The 24,256-nt window shown below is 63.3% G+C and carries 21 protein-coding genes; 11 read left to right on the top strand and 10 right to left on the bottom strand.

Going from position 1 to position 24,256, the window contains the following annotated elements:
* Window positions 1-8 precede the first annotated feature (8 nt).
* The 4 genes from AC1RWL_RS12460 to AC1RWL_RS12445 form a co-directional block, all read right to left on the bottom strand.
* On the bottom strand, window positions 9-1,130 hold the full coding sequence (locus AC1RWL_RS12460) for an amino acid ABC transporter permease (RefSeq protein WP_493094573.1): 1,122 nt from the start codon (window positions 1,128-1,130) through the stop codon (window positions 9-11).
* Window positions 1,127-2,338 (bottom strand): ABC transporter permease subunit, encoded by a 1,212-nt coding sequence (locus AC1RWL_RS12455; protein ID WP_493094574.1) that lies wholly within the window; start codon window positions 2,336-2,338, stop codon window positions 1,127-1,129. Before AC1RWL_RS12455 ends, AC1RWL_RS12460 begins: the two co-directional genes overlap by 4 nt.
* 71 nt (window positions 2,339-2,409) lie before the next feature.
* The gene (locus tag AC1RWL_RS12450; protein WP_493094575.1) at window positions 2,410-3,441 is read right to left on the bottom strand and encodes a transporter substrate-binding domain-containing protein; all 1,032 of its coding nucleotides are present in this window, start codon (window positions 3,439-3,441) and stop codon (window positions 2,410-2,412) included.
* 268 nt (window positions 3,442-3,709) lie between these two features.
* Window positions 3,710-4,654, bottom strand: a complete 945-nt coding sequence (locus AC1RWL_RS12445) for a LysR family transcriptional regulator (RefSeq protein WP_493158361.1) — start codon at window positions 4,652-4,654, stop codon at window positions 3,710-3,712.
* Window positions 4,655-4,791: 137 nt separating this feature from the next.
* Here AC1RWL_RS12445 and AC1RWL_RS12440 point away from each other — a divergent pair, with 137 nt between their 5' ends.
* From AC1RWL_RS12440 to dsdA, 4 genes are read left to right on the top strand one after another with little or no spacing between them, the layout of a single operon-like run.
* Complete coding sequence (locus tag AC1RWL_RS12440) at window positions 4,792-6,069, top strand: 2-methylserine hydroxymethyltransferase (protein WP_493094577.1); 1,278 nt, start codon at window positions 4,792-4,794, stop codon at window positions 6,067-6,069.
* A 16-nt stretch (window positions 6,070-6,085) separates the two neighbouring features.
* Complete coding sequence (gene folD, locus AC1RWL_RS12435) at window positions 6,086-6,979, top strand: bifunctional methylenetetrahydrofolate dehydrogenase/methenyltetrahydrofolate cyclohydrolase FolD (RefSeq protein WP_493094578.1); 894 nt, start codon at window positions 6,086-6,088, stop codon at window positions 6,977-6,979.
* Window positions 6,980-7,005: 26 nt separating this feature from the next.
* On the top strand, window positions 7,006-7,896 hold the full coding sequence (gene purU, locus AC1RWL_RS12430; protein ID WP_493094579.1) for a formyltetrahydrofolate deformylase: 891 nt from the start codon (window positions 7,006-7,008) through the stop codon (window positions 7,894-7,896).
* Between the two features lie 51 nt (window positions 7,897-7,947).
* Window positions 7,948-9,267, top strand: coding sequence for a D-serine ammonia-lyase (gene dsdA, locus AC1RWL_RS12425; RefSeq protein WP_493094580.1), 1,320 nt, complete (start codon window positions 7,948-7,950; stop codon window positions 9,265-9,267).
* On the opposite strand, the gene AC1RWL_RS12420 is transcribed toward dsdA, so the two are convergent.
* Genes AC1RWL_RS12420 through AC1RWL_RS12410 form a run of 3 tightly spaced genes read right to left on the bottom strand, consistent with a single transcriptional unit; the run spans window position 9,268 to window position 12,880 of the window.
* Window positions 9,268-10,428, bottom strand: a complete 1,161-nt coding sequence (locus AC1RWL_RS12420) for a M20 aminoacylase family protein (protein WP_493094581.1) — start codon at window positions 10,426-10,428, stop codon at window positions 9,268-9,270. It abuts the gene before it with no gap.
* Window positions 10,425-11,672 (bottom strand): Zn-dependent hydrolase, encoded by a 1,248-nt coding sequence (locus AC1RWL_RS12415; RefSeq protein ID WP_493094582.1) that lies wholly within the window; start codon window positions 11,670-11,672, stop codon window positions 10,425-10,427. Before AC1RWL_RS12415 ends, AC1RWL_RS12420 begins: the two co-directional genes overlap by 4 nt.
* Complete coding sequence (locus tag AC1RWL_RS12410) at window positions 11,669-12,880, bottom strand: diaminopropionate ammonia-lyase (RefSeq protein ID WP_493094583.1); 1,212 nt, start codon at window positions 12,878-12,880, stop codon at window positions 11,669-11,671. Before AC1RWL_RS12410 ends, AC1RWL_RS12415 begins: the two co-directional genes overlap by 4 nt.
* A gap of 107 nt (window positions 12,881-12,987) precedes the next feature.
* On the opposite strand from AC1RWL_RS12410, the gene AC1RWL_RS12405 reads away from it, so the two are divergent.
* Window positions 12,988-13,452 carry an Lrp/AsnC family transcriptional regulator gene (locus AC1RWL_RS12405; protein ID WP_493094584.1) on the top strand — a complete coding sequence of 155 codons (465 nt, stop codon included), beginning with the start codon at window positions 12,988-12,990 and terminating at the stop codon, window positions 13,450-13,452.
* Between the two features lie 50 nt (window positions 13,453-13,502).
* Here the strand turns inward: AC1RWL_RS12405 and AC1RWL_RS12400 are convergent, their stop codons facing one another.
* Window positions 13,503-14,411 (bottom strand): LysR family transcriptional regulator, encoded by a 909-nt coding sequence (locus tag AC1RWL_RS12400; protein ID WP_493094586.1) that lies wholly within the window; start codon window positions 14,409-14,411, stop codon window positions 13,503-13,505.
* A 129-nt stretch (window positions 14,412-14,540) separates the two neighbouring features.
* Here AC1RWL_RS12400 and AC1RWL_RS12395 point away from each other — a divergent pair, with 129 nt between their 5' ends.
* The 4 genes from AC1RWL_RS12395 to AC1RWL_RS12380 all read left to right on the top strand — a co-directional run bounded on the left by AC1RWL_RS12395 (window position 14,541) and on the right by AC1RWL_RS12380 (window position 17,393).
* On the top strand, window positions 14,541-15,020 hold the full coding sequence (locus tag AC1RWL_RS12395) for a carboxymuconolactone decarboxylase family protein (RefSeq protein WP_256115667.1): 480 nt from the start codon (window positions 14,541-14,543) through the stop codon (window positions 15,018-15,020).
* A gap of 65 nt (window positions 15,021-15,085) precedes the next feature.
* A complete protein-coding gene (locus AC1RWL_RS12390; RefSeq protein WP_493094587.1) occupies window positions 15,086-15,838 on the top strand; it encodes an SDR family oxidoreductase in 753 nt (250 codons plus the stop codon).
* A 55-nt stretch (window positions 15,839-15,893) separates the two neighbouring features.
* Complete coding sequence (locus AC1RWL_RS12385; RefSeq protein WP_319321752.1) at window positions 15,894-16,304, top strand: cupin domain-containing protein; 411 nt, start codon at window positions 15,894-15,896, stop codon at window positions 16,302-16,304.
* 456 nt (window positions 16,305-16,760) lie between these two features.
* Window positions 16,761-17,393, top strand: coding sequence for a hypothetical protein (locus AC1RWL_RS12380; RefSeq protein WP_493094588.1), 633 nt, complete (start codon window positions 16,761-16,763; stop codon window positions 17,391-17,393).
* A 22-nt stretch (window positions 17,394-17,415) separates the two neighbouring features.
* Here AC1RWL_RS12380 and cckA read toward each other — a convergent pair whose 3' ends face one another.
* Window positions 17,416-20,019 (bottom strand): cell cycle histidine kinase CckA, encoded by a 2,604-nt coding sequence (gene cckA / locus AC1RWL_RS12375; protein ID WP_493094589.1) that lies wholly within the window; start codon window positions 20,017-20,019, stop codon window positions 17,416-17,418.
* Between the two features lie 296 nt (window positions 20,020-20,315).
* On the opposite strand from cckA, the gene AC1RWL_RS12370 reads away from it, so the two are divergent.
* Window positions 20,316-21,320 (top strand): flagellar biosynthetic protein FliO, encoded by a 1,005-nt coding sequence (locus tag AC1RWL_RS12370; protein WP_493094590.1) that lies wholly within the window; start codon window positions 20,316-20,318, stop codon window positions 21,318-21,320.
* A 167-nt stretch (window positions 21,321-21,487) separates the two neighbouring features.
* Here the strand turns inward: AC1RWL_RS12370 and dksA are convergent, their stop codons facing one another.
* On the bottom strand, window positions 21,488-21,907 hold the full coding sequence (gene dksA / locus AC1RWL_RS12365; protein ID WP_256115660.1) for an RNA polymerase-binding protein DksA: 420 nt from the start codon (window positions 21,905-21,907) through the stop codon (window positions 21,488-21,490).
* A 363-nt stretch (window positions 21,908-22,270) separates the two neighbouring features.
* On the opposite strand from dksA, the gene AC1RWL_RS12360 reads away from it, so the two are divergent.
* Entirely contained in the window at window positions 22,271-24,241 is a 1,971-nt protein-coding gene (locus AC1RWL_RS12360; protein ID WP_493094591.1) for a putative bifunctional diguanylate cyclase/phosphodiesterase, read from the top strand.
* Window positions 24,242-24,256: the final 15 nt, after the last annotated feature.

Genomic DNA, 24,256 nt, shown 5'->3' with positions numbered 1-24,256 from the left:
GGCGTCGGTCATCGGCTGCCTCGTGCGAGATGGGCCTCAAGCTTGCGGGCGACGAAGGTGATGAGCGAACCGACGAGGAAATAGGTGAAGAACAGGAACGAATAGACTTCGTAGGTGCGGTCGCCATATTGCGGATTAGCGAGGATCATCTGGCCGGCCCGCAGGAAATCCGTAAGGCCGATGATGAAGACCAGCGGCGCGGCGTTGAAGATATCGAGCACGTTGCCGACGAGCGGCGGCACGACGACGCGCAGCGCCTGCGGCAGGACGATCGACCGGTTGATGTCGAATTCGCTCATGCCGAGCGAACGGGCGGCTTCGGTCTGGCCGCGCGGCACGGCCTGTAAGCCGCTGCGCACATATTCGGCCACATAGGCGGAATAGAACAGGGTGAAGCCGACCATGCCGCGCACGACATCCGCCAGATTGAGTTTGGGCGTCAGCACCGGCATCAGAATCCAGATCCAGTAGACGACCAGGATCAGCGGAACCGAGCGCATCACCTCGATATAGGCCGTGCAGATCACGCGAAGGCTGGAGAAGCGGCTGCGCCGTCCGAAGGCGAGCAGGATGCCGATGGGTAGGGACAGGACTGCGGTCACCAGAGTGAGCAGGACGCTGAGCAGAAGGCCGCCCCAGAGCCCGGCGCCGGGCGGCGACATGACCGCGAAGATGGCGATCAGCCCGGTAAAACTCGCCGGTATCAGCACCCTGCGCGACATCGGCACATGCGACGTCAGGCTCCAGGCGCCGGCGAAGATGACCAGAATGAAGGCGAGCATTACAGGATTGCCCAGGCCCGTCATCGATACCAGGACGGCAAGAATCAGCGCCAGGAACCCGGCATGGCGGGTCCGGAAGGCGAAAACGCAACCAAGTGCGGCACCCAGCAGCGCCGCGATGATGGCAACCGCCACCCAGGACCGCCAGGCCTGGTCCGCCGGGAAAATCCCGATCATCAGCACACGAAGGCTCTGCGGGATGATATCCCACTGTGCCGTCGCCAAGGCCCAGGTCGCAGCCTGGTAGATCAGCCAGAGAGTGCCCGGAATGACCGTGAGGGACAGCAGTACATCGAAAGGCTTGCCGAAAAGGTTGTGGCGGGACCACGTCAGGGATCGTGCGATCATCGCATTGCTCCGGGATTGCTCAGGCGGCGGTCGGCCCAGCTGACGGCCGCGCTGATGATCCAGCTTAGGATCAGGTAGGACACCATGACGATGACGATGCCTTCGAGGCTGTGGCCCGTCTGGTTGGCGATGGTGCCGTAGATGTTGAACAGTTCCGGATAGCCGATCGCGATGCCGAGCGCCGTGTTCTTCGTGAGGCTGATATACTGGTTGCCGAAGGACGGCAGCACGACCCGGAAGACCTGCGGAAGGATGATGTCGTTGACGGTATCGCGCCGGCCAAGGCCGAGCGATGCCGCCGCCTCCCATTGGCCTTTCGGCAGGGCATCGATGGAGCCGCGCACGATCTCGGCAATATAGGACGCGCTGTTGAAGACGATCGCCAGAAGCAGCGCCGCCATTTCCGGGCTGATGCTCGTGCCGCCGCTCGCCTGGAATTTCGAGGCGACGGGGAAGTCCAGCGCCAGGATGCCGGTGGCGAACATCAAAGACGGAAGTGCGACGAGCGCGCCGAGACAAATCAAGCGGGTCGTCCTGTGCCTGTCGAAAACCAGCCCGAGCACGGCGACCCAGCAGGCGCTTGCAAGCGCAATCGCCACAGCAGAGCCCTCGCCCTGCCATGTGAGCGCCGGAACATAGAGGCCCTGCTGGCTGATGATGATGCCGTAGAATTTCGCGGCGGCGGCGATCGGCGGGAAATGCAGGACGACGGCGAAATACCAGAAGACGAGTTGGATGAGGAGCGGCGTGTTGCGGATGAACTCGACGCACCAGAAGGAGAGGTTGCGAACCACCCAATTGGTCGAGAGGCGGCCGACGCCGAGCAAGGTCCCGAGCACCGTGCTGAGCATGATCGCAAGCACCGCGACCTTGATCGTGTTCACGATGCCCGCGACGAAGGCCTGGGCGATCGAGCGGTCCGATGTGAAATCGCTGAAACCACGCCAGAACCCGCTATCGAAGACGAAGGTCTTGCCCTCGCTGATGTCGAAGCCGGCCGCATCCCAGAGGAACGAGAAGCTGAACTTGATACCATGCCGCGCCAGCCCCTCCTTGACCGCGACGGCGAAGAGCACGACCAGGGCCAGTGCCGCAGCAACCACGGCAAGCTGCGTGGCGTGATACCGGATCCGGTTGCGCCGCCGGCGCGCGACTGTGAGGTCACGCTCGACCGTCAGACCGGGCGCGTTCGTGTGTTCCAGGGTCATATCGCAGTTCCAGACGCTCGAAAGATAGCCGAGGCAGAAGAGGCCCCGCCTCGGCTCACGCGGCAAACTGATCAGTTCCAGAGGGGTGAATAGATGGCGCCGCCCTCGGTCCAGAGCGCGTTCGGCGTGCCCTTACGATCGAGGAACATCTTGGTGTCCGGGCCGAGATTGCGCGCGTAGATTTCGCCATAGTTTCCGACGGCTTTGATCGCCTGCGCCACGAAGTCGTCGGGCAGGCCGAAATCCTTGCCGTAACCGCCGCCCACGCCCAGGAATTTCTGGACGAAGGGGTCCTCGCTCTTCAGCTTCTCATCGAGATTGGCTTGCGAGATCCCGGATTCTTCCGCCTGGAACAGGCCGTAGGACGTCCAGCGCAGCGCGTTGCGCCACTTGGAATCATTCGCCACGACGAACCCGCCGAAGGGCGACTTGTCGAGCGTGTCGGGCAGGATCAGGTAATCGGCAGGCTTGAGCGAATTGCCGGCCCAGGCGGCGAGCGCCGACTTGTCCGTGCTCATGGCGTTGCAGCGGCCGGAATTCAGCGCGGCAAAAAGCTTTTCGAGGTTCTCGTAGGTCAGCACCTTGGAGGCCGTCCAGCCGCGCGCCTTGAAGGCGCTGGTCAGCACCGTCTCGGTCACCGAGCCCTGCGTCGTGCAGAAGGTGGCGCCGTCGAGGTCGTCGAATTTCGCGACGCCCGAGTCCGTCTTCACCATGACGCCAGTGCCGTCGTAGAAATTAATCGGCAGGAAATCGATGGCGATCGAGGATTCGCGGGCGGGCTTGATGGTCGTGTGGGCGAAGACGACATCGACCTGGTTGGTCAGAACTGCGTCGAAGCGGCTCTTGTCGGTCACCGTGACGAACTTGACCTTGGACGCGTCGCCGAGAACGGCGGCGGCGATCGCCTTGCAGAAATCGACGTCGAGCCCTTCCATCTGGCCCGTGGTGGTGTTGAGGTACCCGAAGCCGGGCGCCGTGTTGTCGGTGCCGCAATTCAGCGTCCCGCGCTGCTTGACGGTATCGAGCACGGAGGCCGAGGCGTGGCTCGCCAAGAGGGCTGCGCCGGCAAAGGTGCCGGCCATCAGTATGTGTTTGAAATTCATCGTATTCCCCTGTTCTATCGCGAGTTGGCCTGCGTGAACGCGCAGGACAGCCGGTGTTGCCGAGACGTGCTTGGGCGATAGGGCAACAGCGGCTCTTGCCGTTCTGAAGCTGATGTTCCGTCGTTGGCCTAAGGTCGCTGCGGCTATCCGATGCGCGGCCCATATCAATCGACAGGGGAACGATAGGAGGGGCGTTTATACAGGTCTACTTAATTCTACTTTACATACCACTTAGAAAAACTGTTGATTTATTCATGCTTCGGTGCCGTCAACCGCCCTCCCCATTCGCCGCTTGCTCCGCGACGGAGGTCGGCCGGCGGCGCCCGCCGACCCGCTGGTTGACCTCGGCGATGAAGGCCTGCACGGCCGGGCTTTTCTTCTCACCCTTCCGGAAAGCGAGAGAGATCTTGCGCCGGATTTCCGGCACCACCTTGCAGACCCAGACGTCCTCCAGGTCATAGCTTGCCCGCAGGCCGGGCAGGATGGAGATGCCGTATCCCTCGCGGATGAGCGCGATCGTCACCTCGAAGCCCTTGCAGCGCGCCACGATATTCGGCGTGAAACCCGCTTCCTGGCAGGCATCGGAAATCATCCGGTTGTAGGTCGACGACGCCGTGTCGAGCGCCCAGCGCTCGTCCCGCAGCTGGTGCAGCATGACGGTCGGCTGGTTGGCGAGCGCGTGCGTCTGGGAGACCATCACGTTGAAGACGTCCTCCATCAGCGGGATCGTTTCGATGTTGGGGTCCAGCGCGCCGGGGGGCACATTGAGATCGTCGATGAAGGCGAGATCGGTCTGCCAGCTGCGAAGGGCGGCCAGGCTTTCCGCGGGCTCCATTTCATCAAACTGCACGGTAAGGCGGGGGTGGAGACGGTGCAGGTCCTGGATCGCGCCCGCCACCAGCGCCGCCGCGATGGAGGGAAAGGCGGCAACGCGCAACTCACCGGCAATGACCTTCTTCAGCTCCGCAATATCGGCCCGCGCCGATTCCAGCTCGATGAGGATGCGCTCGGCCCGCTCGACGAGCTGCTTGCCGGCCGGCGTCAGCTCGACGCCGCGCCCGCGGCGTTCGATCAGGTCGATGCCGACCTCCTGTTCGAGGAGCGCGATCTGCTGCGACACGGCGGAGGGCGAGACGTAGAGCGCTTCGGCAACCGCGGCCATCGTCTTGCGGATCGACAATTCTCTGAGTGCGCGCAACCGAGCGAGGTCCATCATTCGTCTCCCTGACGTGAGATTAAATGATTAGCAAATCAGAACGTATGTGCAAATATTATTAACTTTTTCTGGAATGAGCGTCCGACTAGCTTTCCGGCGAACCCAATACAGCGGTATTCGCCCGGAGACAGGTCATGACCGAACAGACACAAGCCTATTTCAACGCCTCGGTTCACGAGCGCGACCCCCTCGTGGCCGAGGCGCTCGACAATGAGCGCCGGCGCCAGCAGGACCAGATCGAACTCATTGCTTCGGAAAACATCGTCAGCCGCGCCGTGCTCGACGCGCTGGCGCATGAAATGACCAACAAGACACTGGAAGGTTATCCGGGCAACCGCTTCCATGGCGGCGGCCAGTTCGTCGATGTCGTCGAGCAGGCGGCGATCGACCGCGCGAAAGAACTGTTCGGCTGCGCTTACGCAAACGTCCAGCCCCATTCCGGCACGCAGGCAAACCTCGCGGTGTTCTTCCTGCTGCTGAAGCCGGGCGACAAGGTTCTCTCGCTCGATCTCGCCGCCGGCGGCCACCTGTCGCATGGCATGAAGGGCAACCTGTCCGGCCGCTGGTTCGAATCGCACAATTACAATGTCGACCCGCAAACCGAAGTCATTGACTACGATGCGCTGGAGCGCATTGCCGAAAAAGTCCGCCCCACCCTCCTCATCACCGGCGGTTCGGCCTATCCGCGTGAACTGGATTTCGAGCGCATGGGCAGGATCGCCAGGAAGGTCGGCGCCTGGTTCCTCGTCGATATGGCCCATATCGCCGGCCTCGTCGCCGGCGGCGCGCACCCCTCGCCCTTCCCCCACGCCGACATCGTCACCTGCACGACGACCAAGACGCTGCGCGGCCCGCGCGGCGGCCTGATCCTCACCAACAACCCGGACTGGTTCAAGAAGCTGCAAGCCGCGGTGTTTCCCGGCGTCCAGGGCTCGCTGCACAGCAATGTGCTCGCCGCCAAGGCGATCTGCCTCGGCGAGGCGCTGCGCGACGACTTCAAGGTCTATGCCCAACAGGTGAAGGCCAATGCGCGCGCGCTTGCCGAAACCCTGATCGAGCGCGGCATCCGCATCGTCTCCGGCGGAACCGACACGCATATCGTCCTGGTCGATCTGTCGAGCAAGGCGCTCAACGGCAAGCAGGCGGAAGACCTGCTCGCGCGCGCCAACATCACGGCGAACAAGAACCCGATCCCGAACGACAGCCCGCGCCCGCCCGAATGGGTCGGCATGCGCCTCGGCGTCTCCGCCGCCACCACGCGCGGCATGAAGGAGGACGAGTTGCGCACGCTTGGCACCATCATCGCCGACCTCATCGAGGCGGAAGCCGCCGGCAAGGCCAATGACATCGTGCCCGGAGCCAAGGCGAAGGTCGCAGACCTGACCCGGGCCTTCCCGGTCTACGCCCACTGATCATCGGGGAACAATGATGGGAATGGACAGGATCGCCGGCACCGCCATCATCGATGGCAAACGGTTCGCTGCAGGGCTGCTCGAAGACATCAAGCTGCGGGTGGAAAACGCCAGGCAGAAGATCGGCAAGGTTCCGGGGCTCGCCGTCGTGCTCGTCGGTTCCGATCCCGCAAGTGCCGTCTATGTCGGCGCGAAGCATCGCCAGACGGTGGCTGCGGGCATGCATTCGTTCAAATACGAGCTGCCCGCCGACACCGGACAGGCCGAGCTGATGGCGTTGATCGGCAGGCTCAATGTCGATCCGGACGTGCACGGCATTCTGGTCCAGCTGCCGCTGCCGGCGCATCTCGATGCGGCGGCGGTCATCCAGGAGATAAACCCCGACAAGGATGTCGACGGCTTCCACATTTCCAATGCCGGCCGTCTCTCGACAGGTCAGCCCGCGCTGGTGCCCTGCACGCCGCTCGGCTGCCTGCTGCTGCTGAAGGATCGACTCGGTCCAAACCTTTCCGGCCTGCACGCCGTCGTCATCGGCAAGTCGAACATAGTCGGCAAGCCCATGGCACAGCTTCTCCTTGCGGAAAACTGCACCGTGACGATTGCCCATTCACGCACCAGAAATACGCCGGAGCTCTGCCGGACCGCCGATATCCTGGTCGTCGCGGTCGGACGCCCCGGCTTGGTTCGCGGCGACTGGATCAAGCCCGGCGCTGTAGTCATCGACGTCGGCATCAACCGCATCGAGGTGGACGGCAAAGCGCGCATCGTCGGCGACGTCGCTTTCGAGGAAGCCGGCCAGGCGGCCGCGATCACGCCCGTGCCCGGCGGCGTCGGCCCCATGACGATCGCCTGCCTGCTCTCCAACACCCTGACGGCCTTCTGCCGCCTGAACGCTATCAGCGCCGATTGACCGGCGCAGCCAGAGGATTTCCAGCCATGTCCACCCACCGATATGCGCTTCGTGTCGCCTGCCCTTCGATCCGGGGCGTGACGGCAGCGATCGCGAATTACCTTTCCACGAACGGCTGCAACATCTCCGATAGCGCCCAGTTCGACGACAAGAGCACCGGTCGGTATTTCATGCGCGTCAGCTTCCATTCGGAAGAAGGGCGCACGCTCGCGCAACTGCGCGAGGGTTTCGCGGAGATCGTCGAAAGATATGAGGCCGACGCCGAGTTCTTCGACGAGACTGCCAAGCGCAAGGTCGTGCTGATGGTCTCGCGCTTCGGCCATTGCCTGAACGACCTGCTCTATCGCTGGCGCATCGGCGCGCTGCCGATCGATATCGTCGGCGTCATCTCCAACCATACGGATTACCAGAAGCTTGTGGTGAACCACGATATTCCGTTCCACTGCATCAAGGTTACGAAGGACAACAAGCCCGTCGCCGAAGCCGAACAGATGCGGATCGTCGAGGAGTCTGGCGCGGAGCTCATCGTGCTCGCGCGCTACATGCAGGTCCTGTCCGACGAGATGTGCCGCAGCATGTCCGGCCGCATCATCAACATCCACCACTCCTTCCTGCCCTCGTTCAAGGGTGCCAATCCCTACAAGCAGGCCTTCGAGCGCGGCGTCAAACTCATTGGCGCAACGTCCCACTATGTCACCGCCGATCTCGACGAAGGCCCGATCATCGAGCAGGACACCGTTCGCGTCACACACGCGCAGAGCGCCGACGACTATGTCAGCCTCGGCCGCGACGTGGAGAGCCAGGTCTTGGCGCGCGCCATTCATGCCCATATCCATGGCCGGGTCTTCGTGAACGGCAACAAGACGATCGTCTTCCCGCCATCGCCGGGTTCCTATGTCTCCGAACGCATGGGCTGAGTCGGTAAGATCAGCCACTACGACTAAGCCGCAACCAGAATGGAAGCCGCGATGACATTTCAACTGCCGAACGACCCCGCCCGCGCGGATGTACTTGCCGCCCGCCCGACGCTCTGGACCAATTCGCTGTACCGCGACAACGCGATCGGCGACGCTTCCCTGCCGCTCAACCCCGACCAGGTCGACGAGGCGCAGGCGAACTGGATCCGGCTGGCACCGCTGCTTGAAACCCGCTTTCCCGAATTGAAGGCGACGGCGGGTGCAATCCGCTCGAACCTGATCGAGCTGGAGGCCCTTCGTGATGCCCTCGGCTATAGCGGCGCCGAATTCGGCCGCGTCTTCGTGAAGGCGGATAGCGCGCTGCCGGTCGCCGGGTCGATCAAGGCGCGCGGCGGCGTCTATGAGGTCTTCGTTTTCGCCGAGGCGCTCGCCAGGCGCGAAGGCCTCCTGACGGACGGTCAGGATATCCGCGACCTGGCCGGCGCCGCGGCGAAAGCTCTGTTCTCCCGCCACACGATCGCCGTCGGCAGCACGGGAAACCTCGGCCTTAGCGTCGGCGTCGCCGCCCGCGCCCTCGGCTTCAACGCCACTGTCCATATGTCGTCCGACGCCAAGACCTGGAAGGTGGAGCGGCTGCGGAGGCTCGGCGTGGAGGTCGTGCAGCACGAGGCGGACTACACCACCGCCGTCGAGAACGCCCGCCTCCTCGCGGAAAGCGACCCGTCCATCTATTTCGTCGACGACGAACAATCCCGGCAGCTGTTCCTCGGTTACAGCGTCGCGGCGCTGGAACTCGCAGAACAGCTCCGTGCGCAGGGCATCGTCGTCGATGCCGACCATCCGCTGTTTCTCTATCTACCATGCGGCATCGGCGGCGCGCCCGGCGGCGTCACCTATGGCGCCAAGAAAGTCTTCGGCGACTTTGTCCATTGTTTCTTCGTCGAGCCCGTCCAGTCGCCCTGCGCGCTCGTCCATATGATGAGCGGCTCGGACGACCTCGTCTCGGTCTACGATGTGGGCCTCAGCAACAGGACCGAAGCCGACGGCATGGCCGTCGCGCGCATGTCGGCCTTCGTGGCGCGCGTCATGCGCAACATGCTCGCCGGCGTCTTCACGGTCTATGACATATCGCTCTTTCGTTGGCTGCTTCTCGCCCATGAGACCCAGGGCTTGCGCTTGGAACCCTCTGCGACCGCAGGCTTCGCCGGGCCGGAATTCGTCGTGAAACATCCGCAGGGCCGTGCATTCTGCGAGCGACTGAACATCGCCGATCACCTGTCGCAGGCGACCCACATCGTCTGGACGACCGGCGGATCCTTCGTGCCGCAGGAACAGTTCGAGGCCTTTCTGGAAACCGCCAGAAAGCTCTGATCACCCGACCGCGCATCTGCGCCGGATCATTCCGGCGTGGAAATCCGCGCCGTGCAGGAGCCCTTCATCGTTGAAATCGTAGTTGGGATTGTGCAGCGGCGGCGACTCCCGGCCGTTGCCAAGGAAGACGAAGCAGCCAGGTACGTGGGCGAGGAAATGTGCAAAGTCCTCCGACCCCGTCATCGGCTCGGCCGCGAGCCGGACGTCATCCGGCCGCAGAATACTGCGTGCGACGGCGAAGGCTTCCTCAACGAGCGTGGTATCGTTCAAAAGCGGCACGAACTCCCTCGTATAGGCAACCGTCGCGGTGACGTTGTGCGCCAGCGCCGTGCCCTCCGCGATGACGCGCATCTGCTTTTCGATGGAAGCGCTCACCTCCGGCCGGAAGCTTCGGGCATCGCCCAGCACGCGCGCCAGGCCCGGAAGCGCGTTACGCGTGCCGTCGGTGATCAGTTCCGTGACCGAAACGACGCCCACATCCGTCGGGCTCAGCCGGCGCGAGACGATGGTCTGGAGACTGGTCACCAGCGCGCAGGCCGCGACGAGCACCTCGCTGCCCCAATGCGGCCGCGCCGCATGGCCGCCCACACCTTGAAGCACGATCTCGAAATTGTCTTCCGCGGACATGAAAGGGCCGGGCCGCGTCTCGAAATGCCCGACCGGCAGGCCCGGCATGTTATGAATGCCGTAAATCTCATCGAAGGGAAACCGCTGCATGAGGCCATCGTCGAGCATGGCGAGCGCGCCCTTGCCCCACTCCTCTGCCGGCTGGAAAATGAAGCGCACCGTGCCATCGAAACCGCCCTCCTCCGCCAGCATCTTCGCGGCGCCGAGCAGCATCGACGTGTGTCCATCATGACCGCAGGCATGCATGACGCCCGGGTTCTGCGAGCGATAGGCCCTGTCGCCCTGCTCGGGAATCCTCAGCGCATCCATATCCGCCCTGAGCGCGACGACGCGATTGCCCGCTCCGCACTTCAGCGTTCCGACGACACCCGTGCCTCCGACGCCTTCGACGACCTCGTCGAGGCCGAATTCGCGAAGCTTCGCCGCCACGAAGGCCGCGGTCCGTTTCTCCTCGAAGCCGAATTCGGGATGGGCGTGCAGGTCCTGCCGCCAGGCGATCATTTCTGCGTGAAGCGCGTTTCTGTCGATGGTCATGCCAATTCTCCTTCCGCGGCCAGGCGGCGAACGACATCGAGCAGGATGTTGGCCCCGGCGACAAGGTCGTCGTCTGCGGTATATTCCTTCGGATTGTGGCTGATGCCACCAGCGCTCGGCACGAAGATCATCGCAGCCGGTGCGATGCGGGCGATCATCTGCGCATCATGGCCGGCGCCGGATGTCATGCGCTTGCAGGAAAGGCCGCGCTCCCTCGCCGCCGCCTCGATGTGCTCGACAATCCCTCGGTCGAACGTGACCGGTTCGAACCGGGCCAGCCGCTCGACGCAAACCGAAACCCGCTCTTCCATCGCCAAGACGTCGAGGAATGCGGCAAGGGCCGCCTCCTCCTGCGTCAAACGCCCCTCGTCCGGATCGCGCAGGTCGACCGTGAAGGTCGCGCGCGACGGGATCACGTTGATGGCGTTGGGCTCGAAGCGCATGCAGCCGACGGTGGCGACGGTCGGCGTGTTGGCGGCCACCGCGCGCTCCCGCAGGAATGTGATGACGCGTGCGGCCGCATGGCCGGCATCGCGGCGCATCGACATCGGCGTGGTGCCGGCATGATTGGCGTCGCCGTCGATCGTCACCCGCTGCCAGGAAATCCCCTGCAGGTTCTCGACCGCACCGATCGAGACACCTTCGCGCTCCAGCACAGGGCCTTGTTCTATATGCAGTTCGACATAGGCATACGGCTTCAGGAAACCGGGTTCATAGCTGCCGGCGTAACCGATGCGGGCGAGTTCGTCGCCGAGCACCGTTCCATCCGTCCCGACCGAGGCGAGCGCCGCATCGACATCGAGCCCGCCCGCATAGACCAGCGAGCCCATCATGTCGGGCGCGTAACGCACACCTTCCTCGTTGGTGAAGGCAGCGACGACCACGGGGTACGATGGCCGAAAAGCCTCGGCTTTCAAGGTCTCGATCACCTCCAGCGCCGCAAGAACGCCGTAACATCCGTCATAGATGCCGGCATCGATGACCGTGTCGATATGGGAGCCGAGCATCAGCGGTGCCGCATCGTCCAGGCCTTCCGGCCGCCAGATGCCAAAAATGTTGCCGATGCGGTCCACGGCGACGTCGAGTCCCGCTCCCTCCAGCCAGGCCACGAACTGATCACGCCCCAGCTTTTCCGTATCGGAGACGGCAAGGCGAACAAGCCGCCCTTCGCCATCACGCCCGATGGAGCCAAGGGTCCGGATACGCCCGAGAAGTCGCCCCGCATTGATCGATGGATGGCTCATGCACCGGCGCCCTTATTGCTACGTGCCGCGACGACCGCAGGCGAAAACCCGACGATTTCCTCGTATTTGCCGGGGTCCGTGGCCCCCTCCGTGTTCACGAGGAAGATGCGCGAGCGGGCGTCGAGGCACAGCGCGGCCTTGACCGCCGGATCGGCGATCACACGCATCAGGCCCGCAAGCCCGACACCACCGCTTTCGCCCGCAACGATGGCGGGATCGCCGGCCACCGGATTGGCGAGTTGCCGCATGATCGCAACCGCATCCTCCTCGTCGACGGTCATAAACGCATCCGCGACGCGGGACAGGATACGCCAGGCGATGAGCGACGGCTCGTAACATTCGAGCATGGCCATGACGGTCGGCGCACCATGCGCGATCGTCACCGGATGGCCGGCCCGCGCCGTCTCGAAGAGGCAGGCGGCGCGGGCCGGATCGACGACGGTGAAGACCGGGCGGGCTTCGCCGAATTCGAGCGCGAGATGGCCGGCAACGGCAGCGGCGATGCCGCCCACGCCCGACTGGATGAAGACATGGGTCGGAGGCTCCGGCAGTTTCCGCAGCGCCTCGCGCACGAGCGCGGTATAGCCCTGCATCACCAGACCGGGAATGCGCTCATAGCCGGGCCAGGACGTGTCCGAGACGATGGTCCAGCCCCTTTCGGCCGCCACGCGCGCCGCCTGCCGCACGGAATCGTCATAGGTGCCCTCGACGCGGACCATCTCCGCACCGAAGCGGGCAATGGCGGCCACACGCTCATCGCTGACGCCGGAATGTACGAAGATCGCCGCCCGCGCACCCACGAGCTCGGCGCCCTGCGCAACCGAGCGGCCGTGATTGCCATCCGTCGCGCAAGCGACCGTCATGCTGCTCGCAACGGCCTGCACCTCCGGCGCATGAAGCTCGGATATGTCGATGACCCGGTCGAGCCGCCTGCTGGCCTCCTCCAGAACGAGCCGGATCACCGCATAGGCCCCGCCAAGCGCCTTGAAACTGCCGAGCCCCAGACGATGCCCTTCATCCTTGATGTGGACCGCATCGACACTGAATTTTTCCGCCAGCCCCGGCAAGGCGACGAGCGGCGTCTCCGCATGGTTGTCACGGAAGGAGAGATAACGTTCGACCTCTGCGGCGGCGGCGATGCCAAGGGTATCGGCATCGCGCGGATCGAGCGGAGCGCGATAGTCGACATGGGAATTCTTGAGAAACATGGGCGGCCTCCTTCGATGTGACTGCTGAAAGATATTGCAACCCCATCGAAATGAGCGCTGATATTCGGCCTCCGTTTTGCAAGTTTGTTTCGTCCGGAGACCCATTCGTGCGCCTTGATGCCTTCGACCGAAAAATCCTCGCGATCCTGCAAAAGGACAACACGACGCCGCAGCGCACCATCGGCGAGGCCGTCAATCTCTCCGCACCGGCCATCCAGCGCCGCATCAAGCGCATGACCGAAGAGGGCGTCATCCGGGCGAATGTCGCTATCGTCGATCCGGTCGCCGTCGGGCAATCCATCACCATTTTCGTGGAGGTGGAGGTGATCAGCGAGACGGCGGCGCAGATCGAGGCGGCCAAGCGCGAATTCGCCGCCGCCCCGGAAATCCAGCAATGCTACTACGTCACCGGCGAAGCCGATTTCATCCTCGTCGTCGTCGTTCCGGCGATGGCCGACTACGAAGCCCTGACCCACCGCCTCTTCTTCGGCAACAACAATGTCAAACGCTTCCGCACCTTCGTTGCGATGGATCGCGTGAAAGTGGGCCTGGGCGTCCCGGTCGAGGGCTAGGCGCCAGGCCGTATCTCATTGCCTTCATCAGGCCGCCCTTGCCGCCGGGCCTAGACGTCCGATGCGCGCATCAGGGGATCGCCGTGGATGGCTTCGGTCAGGAATTCCAGCACCGCCTTCGTGCGCAGCGGCATGTTGCGCCGTGACGGATAGACCACGCTGATCGGTAGCCGCGTGGGCCGGAAATCGGGCATGACCTCGACAAGCCTGCCGCTTTGCATGTCCGGCAGGGCGAGAATGTGGGAGAGCACCGAGAGGCCTGCGCCCGCGACGGTCGCGCGATGCACCGCGACGGCATTGTGCGCGATCAGCCGCGGCGTGATGCGAACCGCGACGTCGCACGCTCCATCGGAAAAAGACCAGGCGCGACTGTCGCCCGCCCGCTGGTAGCAGATGCAGGCGTGGTCGGTGAGGTCTTCGAGCGCGGTCGGGGGACAGCATGTCGCAAGATAAGCGGGAGAGGCGACGAGAAACGCCGTCGTCCATCCGATCCGCCGACAGATCAGGCCATTGTCCGACACCGGGCCGATCCGCACCTCAAGATCGATCCCGTCCTGCACGAGATCGGAGGCGTCCTCCTTGAAGATCAGCTCGACCGAAAGCCCGGGATGGCGCGCGAGCAGGCTTTCCACCCGGTCGGCGAGAAAAAGCCCGAGCGGCGCCGGGACGCTGAGCTTCACATTCCCCATCGCCGTTGCGGCATCCTGACCGAGGCTGTCGCCAAGGTCGTCCACGGCTTCCAGCACGCGCAGCGCCATCGGGATGATGCGCTCCCCCTCGGCCGTCAGTGCCAGAGCACTGGTCGTGCGGTGGAGAAGGCGGACGTTGAGACGCGCCTCCAGGGCGGAAATCTGCCGCGATACCGCCGGCTGCGTCAGGTGGAGATCCTGCGCGGCGGCCGAGAAGGAAGAGGTCTCCGCCACACGCAGGAACGTGCGCAACGCCGATACGATGTCCATCGCCCGCCTCATACTCTTCGACATAAGCCTTATGCGCGAAGCTTATGCCGTTTCGGCTTTACAGTCCAGCAATTAAGGATATCTTGTATCCATAAGGATATTAAACATCCTTAATTAAGGAGAGCGAATATGACCCAACGCCTGAACTACGCCCAGCAATCCCCCGAACTGTTCAAGAAGATTTCCGATCTGAGCATGGCGCTCGCGGGCAGCGTCATCGAACAGAAGATCCGCGACCTGGTGAACATCCGGGCCTCGCAGATGAATGGCTGCGCCTTCTGCCTCGACATGCATGTGAAGGAAGCCAAGATCCACGGCGAAAGCGAACTGCGCGTCCATCACGTCGCCATCTGGCGCGAATCGACCCTTTTCATCCCGCGTGAGCGCGCGGCGCTTGCCTGGACCGAAGCCCTGACGAAGCTGCCCGAGGGTGGCATTCCGGACGAGCTTTACGAGCGCGTGCGCGGTCAGCTTTCCGAGAAGGAAATTTCCGACCTCACCTTCGCGATCATGGCGATCAACGCCTGGAACCGCGCCAGCATCGCCTTCAAGTCCGTGCCGGGCTCGGCCGACAAGGTCTACGGCCTCGACAAGGCCGGCCTCAGCTAATCCGCAGCGATCATCACGAACACTGGAACCGTGGCGCTACCCAGCGCCGCGACGGGAGACCTATCATGAAAATCGTCATCATCGGCGGCACCGGCCTCATCGGCTCGAAGACCGTGGACCGTCTGCGCAAAAATGGCCACGAGGTCATTGCCGCCTCGCCCAACACCGGCGTCAACACGATCACCGGCGAAGGCCTGGCCGAGGCGCTTGCCGGCGCTGACGTCGTGCTCGACCTCGCAAACTCCCCCTCCTTCGCCGACGCGGATGTGATGGCGTTCTTCGAGACCTCCGGTCGCAACCTGCTGGCCGCCGAAAAGGTGGCGGGCGTGAAGCACCATATCGCGCTCTCCGTCGTCGGCACGGAGCGCTTGCAGGAAAGCGGCTATTTCCGCGCCAAGCTCGCACAGGAAAAGCTGATCAAGGCGTCCGGCATTCCCTACACGATCGTGCATTCGACGCAGTTCATGGAGTTTGTCAGCGGCATCGCGCAGTCGGGAACGATCGGCGATACCGTCCATCTCTCCGCCGCCTACGTCCAACCGATCGCCTCGGACGACGTCGCGGATGCGATGGCGGACGTGGCGCAGGCCGCGCCGATCAACGGCACGATCGAAATTGCCGGCCCGGAGCGCTTTCGGCTTCACGAACTGGTCGCGCTCTACCTCCAGGCCATGAACGATCCCCGCAAGGTCGCAGCCGATCCCGAAGCCCGCTATTTCGGCGCCCAGCTCGAAGACGGCTCGCTCGTCTCGGACGAAAACCCGCGCCTTGGCAAAAACACTTTCAAGCAGTGGTTCGCTACCGCCCCGCGCCGGTAACCGCGTGCCGCCATGGCGCGGCACTCCCTTCCTTCCCACCATAAAGAGCATCGACATGACCAGAACATCCCTCCTCTTCGCAGCACTCGCCGCCGCAATCGCCACCGCCAGCCCTTCGCTTGCCAGCGAGGCCGCGAAGGTGACGCTCGTCTACGAACACGAGCTGCCGAACGTACCGGGCAAGAGCATCCGCGGCGTGCTTGTCGAATATGGGCCGGGCGGCTTTTCCGAAGGCCATACCCACCCGACCTCGGCCTTCATCTACGCGACGGTCCTCGAAGGCGCGATCCGCAGCCAGGTCAATGATGGCCCGGTCAAGGTCTACAAGGCAGGCGAGAACTTTTCCGAACTGCCCGGCGACCGCCACGGCGTCAGCGCCAATGACAGCACGACGGACCCCGCCAAGCTGCTCGCGGTCTTCGTAGTCGATACGGCGGAGAAGGAACTCGTCTATCCGATGAAATAAGGTTTTCAGGCGGCGGCTCCACAAGGGAGGCCGCCGTCGGCCGCACACTCGACAATGCGGAGCACGCCGAAATCGTCTGCAATGAGCGAATCAACCAGATTCAACTGATTCGCGCGATCGGGGAACGAATTATGAACCCCGGCAGGGTACCGGGGTATTTTTTGAGTTGAGACTAAAAGCAGTAAAATATTTTGCTCGGCTATCTTACAATTACTCAATCAAAGGTTGCTTAAATTAACACACAGCAATCCTAAGAAAATCCTCAAGACATGCCAAAAAACTACAATCTTTCGCACATTTTTGCAACTTGGCGATCCACTAACTCGCCTTAGGTTGTATTTTTGATTTCTGGACAACCCAAAAATAGTGCCTACCCTTGCGAGCATGTCTCAAAGGGAGGAAATCATGAGGCGTGGGGGCAAACGGACAATCGGCGACAGGTGGAAAATTCATAGAGTGGAAACGGGCTGGCACTGGGAACATAGAGCGGCAAATGGGCACCTGATCGGGGCCTCCATCAAAGCCTATGCCAGCCGCCGCTCCTGCATTCAAAATGCGATCAGCAATGGGCTGCAAATGCACCACAGTATTGAAGGGTTAGTGGGAGAAATACACGACGTTCCGCAAAAGAGGCGATGCCCATCTGGTGCGCGGCGAAAGCCGCGGAATCGGCTGAAAGACATGCGGACGAATTGCGATTGGCTATACCCGGTTTATTGGCCCAAACCGAAACGGGAACGTCACACTTCGGGATTTCGGGAACCGTGCTATGCGTCTGGGTTCCATTCCAAACCTGCGCGACGGATCTGCGTCTATATTTTGGAATCGAGCCGCAACGGAGCGCTCTACGTTCGTGTCGCGCACGATCTGACGAGCCACGCTCTGGGATGGCCTGATAGTCGTATTTCCAAAGCCATGTCGGTCGACGGCGCGACAAGGGTCGTATGGTTCGAGTTTCACAACACGATTGAAAAAGCCGTCGCGCGCCAGGAATCGATCAGGAACTTGCCGCGTCAGTGCAAGGTAAATCTCATCGCGGCGGCGAATCCGAACTGGATGGATCTGTCGGGGCATGTGCGCAGAACGTGATGCGCAAGCACGATCCCAAGCCTCACGCGTCGAGCATTTCCCGCACTGCTTCCGCAAGTTGCTTCAACGAGAACGGTTTTGGCAGGAAGCCGAATTTGGCGTCGGCGGGGAGGTTGCGGGCGAAGGCGTCTTCGGCGTAGCCGGAGACGAAGATGAACTTCATGTCGGGATAGGTCTTGCGCAATTCGCGCAGCAGCGTCGGGCCGTCCATTTCCGGCATCACAACGTCGGAGACGACGATGTCGACGGCGCCGTTCAGCTCTTCCATGATGTCGAGCGCCTCGACGCCGGAGCCGGCCTCGTGCACGGTATAGCCGCGGGTTTCCAGCATGCGTTTTCCGCCGCGGCGCACCGCCTCCTCGTCCTCGACGAGCAGCACGACCGCCGAGCCGCCGGTAAGGTCGCGCGGTTCCTTCTCCACGGCCGGCACGGCGGCGACCGGCTGCTTTTCGCCGGCTTGCAGTACTGTCGCATCGACCGGCAACTCTTCCTCGGTGTGGCGCGGCATGAGGATGCGGAAGGTCGTGCCCTTGCCGACTTCGGAATCGAGATAGATGTAGCCGCCGGACTGTTTGACGATGCCGTAGACCATGGAAAGGCCGAGGCCCGTGCCCTTGCCGACTTCCTTGGTGGTGAAGAAGGGCTCGAAGATCTTGTCGATGATTTCCGGCGGGATACCGGTGCCCTGGTCGGCGACTTCGACTTCTACGTAGTCACCCTCCGGCAGGTCGCGCAGATTGCGGGCGGCGGCCTCCTCGGCCTCCACGTTGCGGGTGCGGAAGGTGATCGTGCCGCCCTCCGGCATCGCATCGCGCGCATTGACGGCGAGGTTGATCAGCACCTGCTCGAACTGGCCGAGATCGGTCTTCACCGCCCAGAGGTCGCGACCGTACTCGACCTCGATCTTGACGTTCGTGCCGGTCATGCGGTCGACGAGCATGCGCAGGTCGCCGATGACGTCGGTGAGGTTCAGGACGGTCGGGCGCATCGTCTGCTTGCGCGAGAAGGCGAGCAGTTGCCGTACGAGCACGGCGGCGCGGTTGGCGTTGCGCTTGATCTCCATGAGATCGGCAAAACTCGCGTCCGACGGGCGGGCGGAGAGCAGCAGGTGGTCAGAGGACAGCAGGATCGCCGTCAGCACGTTGTTGAAATCGTGCGCGATGCCGCCGGCGAGCGTGCCGACCGCATTCATCTTCTGCGTCTGCGCCATCTGGGTTTCGAGCGCCTTCTGCTCGGTGCTCTCGACGGCATAGACGATGGCCGCCTCCTCCGGCGCCTCGTCGCTCTGGTCGATGACGGCGTTCACGTAGAAGCGGAAATGCCGGGTGTCGTCGGCCGGGTGCAGCGAATCGAGCGGCGCGATGTCGCCCTGCCGGTCCTTCGCCGCATCGAGTGCGGATTGCAGCCGCAGCCGGTCCGTCTCGTGCACGATGGTTTCAAGCTTGGCGCCGTGGTCGATATCGTCGCGCGAGACGACGGTGGAAAAGAGTTTCAGGAACGGCGCGTTGGTGCGCAGGATCCGGCCGTTGCCATCGACGGAGGCGATCGCCATCGGCGTGTTGTTGAAGAAGCGCGTGAAGCGCATCGAGGCGATCGAGGCGGACTGGTCGCCCTCGCCGCCTTCTTCGCGGGCCAGAACGATGGTGCGGCTTTCGCCCGGCGCGCCATCACGCATCGAGGTAACGCGGTGCACGATGCGGACCGGAAGGCTCTGGCCATTGGTCTTGCGCAGGTCGAGGTCGAGCATCTCGGTGCGCTTCAGGCCGGGCTCGGCCTGCACGGACTGGATGAGGGCCAGCCCCTCGCCCGCCACGACATCGGCGATGGAGAGCGCGCCGGGATGGAATTTCGCGAGATCGATGCCGAGCCATTCGGCAAGCGTGGCGTTCAGGTAGACGATCTCGCCCTTGCGGCCAGCGGAGAAGAAGCCGGCCGGCGCATGGTCGAGATAGTCGATCGCGTTCTGCAATTCCTTGAAGAAGCGCTCCTGGTCGTCGCGCTCGGAGGTGATGTTGGAGACCTGCCAGATATAGAGCGGCTGCTTGGCCTTCTCGCGGTTCGGCAGCACGCGGGCCTTGAGGCGATACCACTGCGCGCCGGAACCGTTGGCGGCAGACGGGTTGAGCGGCTTCTGGACGCGGAATTCCTCCGCCCCCTCCTTGCCCTCGTGCAGGCCGTTCGTCAGGCGGTAGACGGCCTCGGTGGCGTCGCGGTTGCGCGACAGCAGCGTTTCGAGCGTCTGCACCTCCGCCTCGCCGTTTGCCCCCGTCAGCGCGCCATAGGCGGCGTTGGCATAGACGATGCGGCCCTTGCGATCGGTGATGACGGTGCCGTCCGGGTGCGAATCGAGGAAGGCGCGGGCAAGGTCGTCGGAGCGCGTGGCCTGCGGCATGATCTCGATGAAGCCGATCAGCGCCGAGACGACGAAGAAGATGCCGGCCATGGCGAGCACGCCGAGAACGCCGAGCACGAGCTCGTTGTCGAGTTGGTTCTTGAACACGATGAACGCGCCGGCGGATGCCGCGAGCACGATCGCCAGCAGCACGACGCGAAGCGCCACCGCCGGCCGCACACCGCGGTCCACGATCGGCAGATTGTCCTCGCCCGGCCGCTTCATCGTCGTCATCAGTCCCTCGTCTGCATCCGTCCGGCCTTGCGCTTGGCCGGGACCCGATGCGAGAATCATGTTTATCCGCACGAGGGAAGCGCAAAAAGCCATCGAGGGGAAGCAAGGCCGCGAATTCACAGGGAATATTCCCGGCTCAAACATCGCAATTTTCGTAACCTGCCATACTTACGCGACGATGACGACGGCATTCGGTGCTGGACAAGCGCGGCGAAGCGCTTGTAGGACCCCGTAAAAAGCCGTCAAATGCAGCAATCTGCCCAAAAAGGGCAAATGCCCGAAGGAGTGACCGCGCCATGTTCCAGGAGATTCTCGCAGAGAACGGCACGAAGTTCGTCATCGCCGCCGTGGTGGTGCTGCTCGGCCTGCTCTGCCTTGCACTGGTGCTGTGGATCATCCGGGGCCGTCCCTCCTCGCCCTTCATTCGCGGCGGGCGCAACCGCACGCCGCGGCTTGCCGTGCTCGATGCCGCGGCGATCGACACGCGCCGCCGCCTCGTGCTGGTGCGCCGCGACGACGTGGAACATCTCCTGATGATTGGCGGCCCGACCGACATCGTCATCGAAACCCGCATCGCAACCGCCTCGACCGAAACCGCCCAGCCCGTCGACAAGGCAACCCTGGCCGTCGAAAAGGCGACCCAGACCATCGAACGCGCCGAACCCGCGCCCGTCCTGCGCGAAACGCCGGTCAAGGCCGTCGAGACCGCCGCCGCCGCACGCTCGGCAGCGTCCTCCAGCTCCGCCACCACGACGGCAGGCGCCGTGGAACGCCGCGCGGTCGCGACGCCGGATGGCGTCTCTGCCATGGCCAAGGTGCTCTATGCCGGCGACGACGAGGGCGCCGCACGCGCCGTGCCGGTGCGCACCGTCACCCAGCCGGTGACGACAAACCAGCAGGCGCAGGTGAATGCCGAGCAGCGCTCGTCGGAACGCCGCATCGAGGACGTGCTGGAACAGAGCCGCCAGCGCGTGCTGAGCCCGCAATCCGTAACGACGACGAGTGCCCAATCCACCACCGGCCAGGTTGTACAGCGCCCGGTGACGACAGCGGTGCTCGCCAAGCCGACGACCAACATCGCCGACAATCCCGCGCTCGTCAGCGAATTCGAAAAGATCCTCGAAGCTGAAATGGCCAGCAACGCCGCAGCGAGCAGCGCTGCCCGCACCAGCGTCCAGCCCACCTCGAACCCCACGCAGACCGCGGCGATGAGCGGACAGGCGAGCGCCAAGAGCCGCGAAGAAACCGAAGCCGAAATGGCCCGCCTGCTCGGTGAAATCGCCGCCAACCGCAAGGCCTGAGTCGACTTACGTTGCGTGAGGACAGAAAAAAACCGTTGGAAGGGATGCTTCCAACGGCTTCAATTTTTGGCCCTCTCGATGCCGCGCAGTAAAAAAGCTGCCGGCACCGGAGATCTCCGGTGTTCGATCGTCGTCAACGCCGCCTGCGGGAATTCTGCAGAAAACGCTTACTCGTCGCGATACACCTTTTCCCGACGCTCATGGCGCTCCTGCGCCTCGATCGAAAGCGTGGCGATCGGTCGGGCGTCGAGACGCTTGAGGCCGATCGGTTCGCCCGTTTCCTCGCAATAGCCGTAGGTGCCTTCGTCTAGACGTTGCAGCGCCGCATCGATCTTGGAGATCAGCTTGCGCTGGCGGTCGCGTGCCCGAAGTTCAATGGCACGATCGGTTTCCGAAGAAGCCCGATCCGCGAGGTCCGGATGATTTGCGCTTTCTTCTGCCAGGTGGTCGAGGGTTTCGCGCGCTTCGCGCAGGATGTCGTTTTTCCAGGCGTTCAGCTTCGCTCGGAAGTAAGCCCGCTGGTTGGCACTCATGAATTCATCGTCCTCATTGAGGACGAGATTGCTAAGATCGATCTTCTCACTCAACGCGATTCTCCTGAAGAACATCTCAAGGCGCGCTGTATATCCCCACGGGTTGCGTGATTCAAGCCTGCCGGGACTTACCCACGGATTTTCGCGCCTGCCTTTGTTTTGAACCTTGCCAGACTAATATTTCATCAAGATTACAACGAGATGGCAAAACCGGCCGGTAAAGGCCCGCAAACCATTCCGCACTTAGGGGCCGCAATGGCCCGCCCGCCATGCCATCCTGCCGCAAATATAGGCACAAGCATTCGGTATGCGAGGAATAGTAGGAGAATTTTCTTTCGCGAAACTGTCTCGCCTGTGGATTCAGACTTATTTTAGCAACTCGTGCTTTTCTTCCCGTAAGGGCAGGAGCACGCATTGATGTTCAGCAGGGCAAAGGCCGTTCTCACGATCGAATCCGGCAATCCGGAACTCGTACAGGCGCAGCTTGCCGCTTTTACGAAGCAGGTGCCGCTGCTTTACTTCATGCTGGTCACCAATACCGTTGCCCTTACGGTCACGCATTTCCAGGCAGCGCCCGCCCTTCTCACCCTCTATATTCCGTCCATGCTGTATGCCGTCAGCGTGTTCCGCCTGGTGCACTGGTGGTTCAGCCGCAACCGGACCTATACGCATGAGGAAGCGACCGGCCGGCTGCGCTCGACCTATCGGCTCACCGCGCTGCTCGGCGCCGGCTTCTGCGCCTGGTCGCTGAGCCTGTTTTCCTACGGCGACGCCTACCAGCAGTCCCATGTCGCCTTCTACATCGCCAACACGGTGATCGGCTGCATCTTCTGCCTGATGCATCTGCGCGCCGCCGCCCTTGCGCTGACGGCGATCGTGCTCGGGCCGTTCACGATATTCTTCGGCACCTCGGGCAACCCGGTCTTCACGGCGCTGGCGCTCAACGTTGCGCTCGTCACCGTCGCCATGGTGTTCATCCTGCTGACCTATTACCGGGATTTCGGCGCGCTCATCCAGTCGCAGAAGGATTTGACCGAGCGCCAGGCGGAAACCCAAAGGCTCAGCGACGAAAACCATCGCCTCGCCAATCTCGACAGCCTGACCAACCTGCCGAACCGCCGCCAGTTCCGCGCCGAGCTGGAGAAGCGCATCGCCGAGGCGGAGAAGAACGGCGCCGGCCTCGCCCTCGGCCTCATCGACCTCGATGGCTTCAAGCCGGTCAACGACGCGTTCGGCCATGGCATCGGCGACAAGCTGTTGATCGAGGTCGGCGAGCGACTTTCCGGCTTTTCCGGCGAGGGCGTGTTTCCCGCCCGGCTCGGCGGCGATGAATTCGGCATCGTCTTCGAGGGCAGCCCCTGCCCCGACCGGCTGCACGGACTGGGCGAAGAAATCTGCGCGGCACTCCAGGAATCCTATGTCTTCAACGGCCAGACGGCGCGGGTTTCCGGCTCGCTCGGCATCTCGATCCTCGGCGACGCCGGCACGACGGCCGACCGGCTGTTCGACCGCGCCGATTTCGCCCTCTACCTCGCCAAGCAGAATTTCCGCGGCACGGCGGTGGTCTTCTCCGCAGAGCATGAGGCCGAGATCAACGAGCAGGGCCGCATCCAGCAGGCGCTACGCGCCGCCGACTTCGAGAGCGAAATGTACCTCGTCTTCCAGCCGATGGTCGATGCGGACACCAATGGCATCTCCGCCTATGAGGCGCTCGCGCGCTGGGAGAGCCCCACGCTCGGCCTCGTACCCCCGGCCGTCTTCATCCGCGCCGCCGAGCGCGCCGGCATCATCGGCCGCCTGACGGAGACCTTGATGCGCAAGGCGCTTGTGGCGGCGAAAAGCTGGCCGGACCACATCCGCCTCTCCGTCAACCTCTCGACCCGCGACGTCGTCTCCAACAAGACCGTCGACGCCCTGCTCGACATCATCGCCGAAAGCGGGGTCGATCCCGCCCGCCTCGACATCGAGGTGACGGAAACCGCCGTCATGCGCAATTTTGCGCTCGCCGCCGAAAACATCCGCCGCCTTGCCGAGCGCGGCATCGGCATTGCGCTCGATGATTTCGGCACGGGCCATTCCAGCCTCAGCTACGTGCACAAGCTGCCGCTCACCAAGATCAAGATCGACCGCGGCTTCATCGTCGACATCGCGACGAACGAACTCAGCCGCAGCATCGTCAAGACCATCGTCGACCTGTCGCGCAATATCGGCTGCGTCTGCGTCGTCGAGGGCATGGAAACCCACGAGCAGATGGTGGCGCTCCGGGCGCTCGGCTGCCGCATGATGCAGGGCTATTACTTCGCAAGGCCGCAGCGGCTGGAAGACACGCTCGCCTACCGGGCGGTTTCCGACACGATCGTGAATGCCCCCATTCGCAAAACCGGTTGATCTTTCCGGCGAGGA

This window comes from Shinella sp. GW821-FHT10F02 (genome assembly GCF_058809275.1).
Note: the sequence above shows the minus strand (reverse complement) of the source record. Positions and strands in the feature narration are given on the sequence as shown.

Bases quoted from the DNA above. Each gene is read 5' to 3' on its own strand.
- AC1RWL_RS12460 (WP_493094573.1), bottom strand. From the start codon at position 1,130: ATGATCGCACGATCCCTGACGTGGTCCCGCCACAACCTTTTCGGCAAG.
- AC1RWL_RS12455 (WP_493094574.1), bottom strand. From the start codon at position 2,338: ATGACCCTGGAACACACGAACGCGCCCGGTCTGACGGTCGAGCGTGAC.
- AC1RWL_RS12450 (WP_493094575.1), bottom strand. From the start codon at position 3,441: ATGAATTTCAAACACATACTGATGGCCGGCACCTTTGCCGGCGCAGCC.
- AC1RWL_RS12445 (WP_493158361.1), bottom strand. From the start codon at position 4,654: ATGGACCTCGCTCGGTTGCGCGCACTCAGAGAATTGTCGATCCGCAAG.
- AC1RWL_RS12440 (WP_493094577.1), top strand. From the start codon at position 4,792: ATGACCGAACAGACACAAGCCTATTTCAACGCCTCGGTTCACGAGCGC.
- folD (WP_493094578.1), top strand. From the start codon at position 6,086: ATGGGAATGGACAGGATCGCCGGCACCGCCATCATCGATGGCAAACGG.
- purU (WP_493094579.1), top strand. From the start codon at position 7,006: ATGTCCACCCACCGATATGCGCTTCGTGTCGCCTGCCCTTCGATCCGG.
- dsdA (WP_493094580.1), top strand. From the start codon at position 7,948: ATGACATTTCAACTGCCGAACGACCCCGCCCGCGCGGATGTACTTGCC.
- AC1RWL_RS12420 (WP_493094581.1), bottom strand. From the start codon at position 10,428: ATGACCATCGACAGAAACGCGCTTCACGCAGAAATGATCGCCTGGCGG.
- AC1RWL_RS12415 (WP_493094582.1), bottom strand. From the start codon at position 11,672: ATGAGCCATCCATCGATCAATGCGGGGCGACTTCTCGGGCGTATCCGG.
- AC1RWL_RS12410 (WP_493094583.1), bottom strand. From the start codon at position 12,880: ATGTTTCTCAAGAATTCCCATGTCGACTATCGCGCTCCGCTCGATCCG.
- AC1RWL_RS12400 (WP_493094586.1), bottom strand. From the start codon at position 14,411: ATGGACATCGTATCGGCGTTGCGCACGTTCCTGCGTGTGGCGGAGACC.
- AC1RWL_RS12395 (WP_256115667.1), top strand. From the start codon at position 14,541: ATGACCCAACGCCTGAACTACGCCCAGCAATCCCCCGAACTGTTCAAG.
- AC1RWL_RS12390 (WP_493094587.1), top strand. From the start codon at position 15,086: ATGAAAATCGTCATCATCGGCGGCACCGGCCTCATCGGCTCGAAGACC.
- AC1RWL_RS12385 (WP_319321752.1), top strand. From the start codon at position 15,894: ATGACCAGAACATCCCTCCTCTTCGCAGCACTCGCCGCCGCAATCGCC.
- cckA (WP_493094589.1), bottom strand. From the start codon at position 20,019: ATGACGACGATGAAGCGGCCGGGCGAGGACAATCTGCCGATCGTGGAC.
- AC1RWL_RS12370 (WP_493094590.1), top strand. From the start codon at position 20,316: ATGTTCCAGGAGATTCTCGCAGAGAACGGCACGAAGTTCGTCATCGCC.
- AC1RWL_RS12360 (WP_493094591.1), top strand. From the start codon at position 22,271: ATGTTCAGCAGGGCAAAGGCCGTTCTCACGATCGAATCCGGCAATCCG.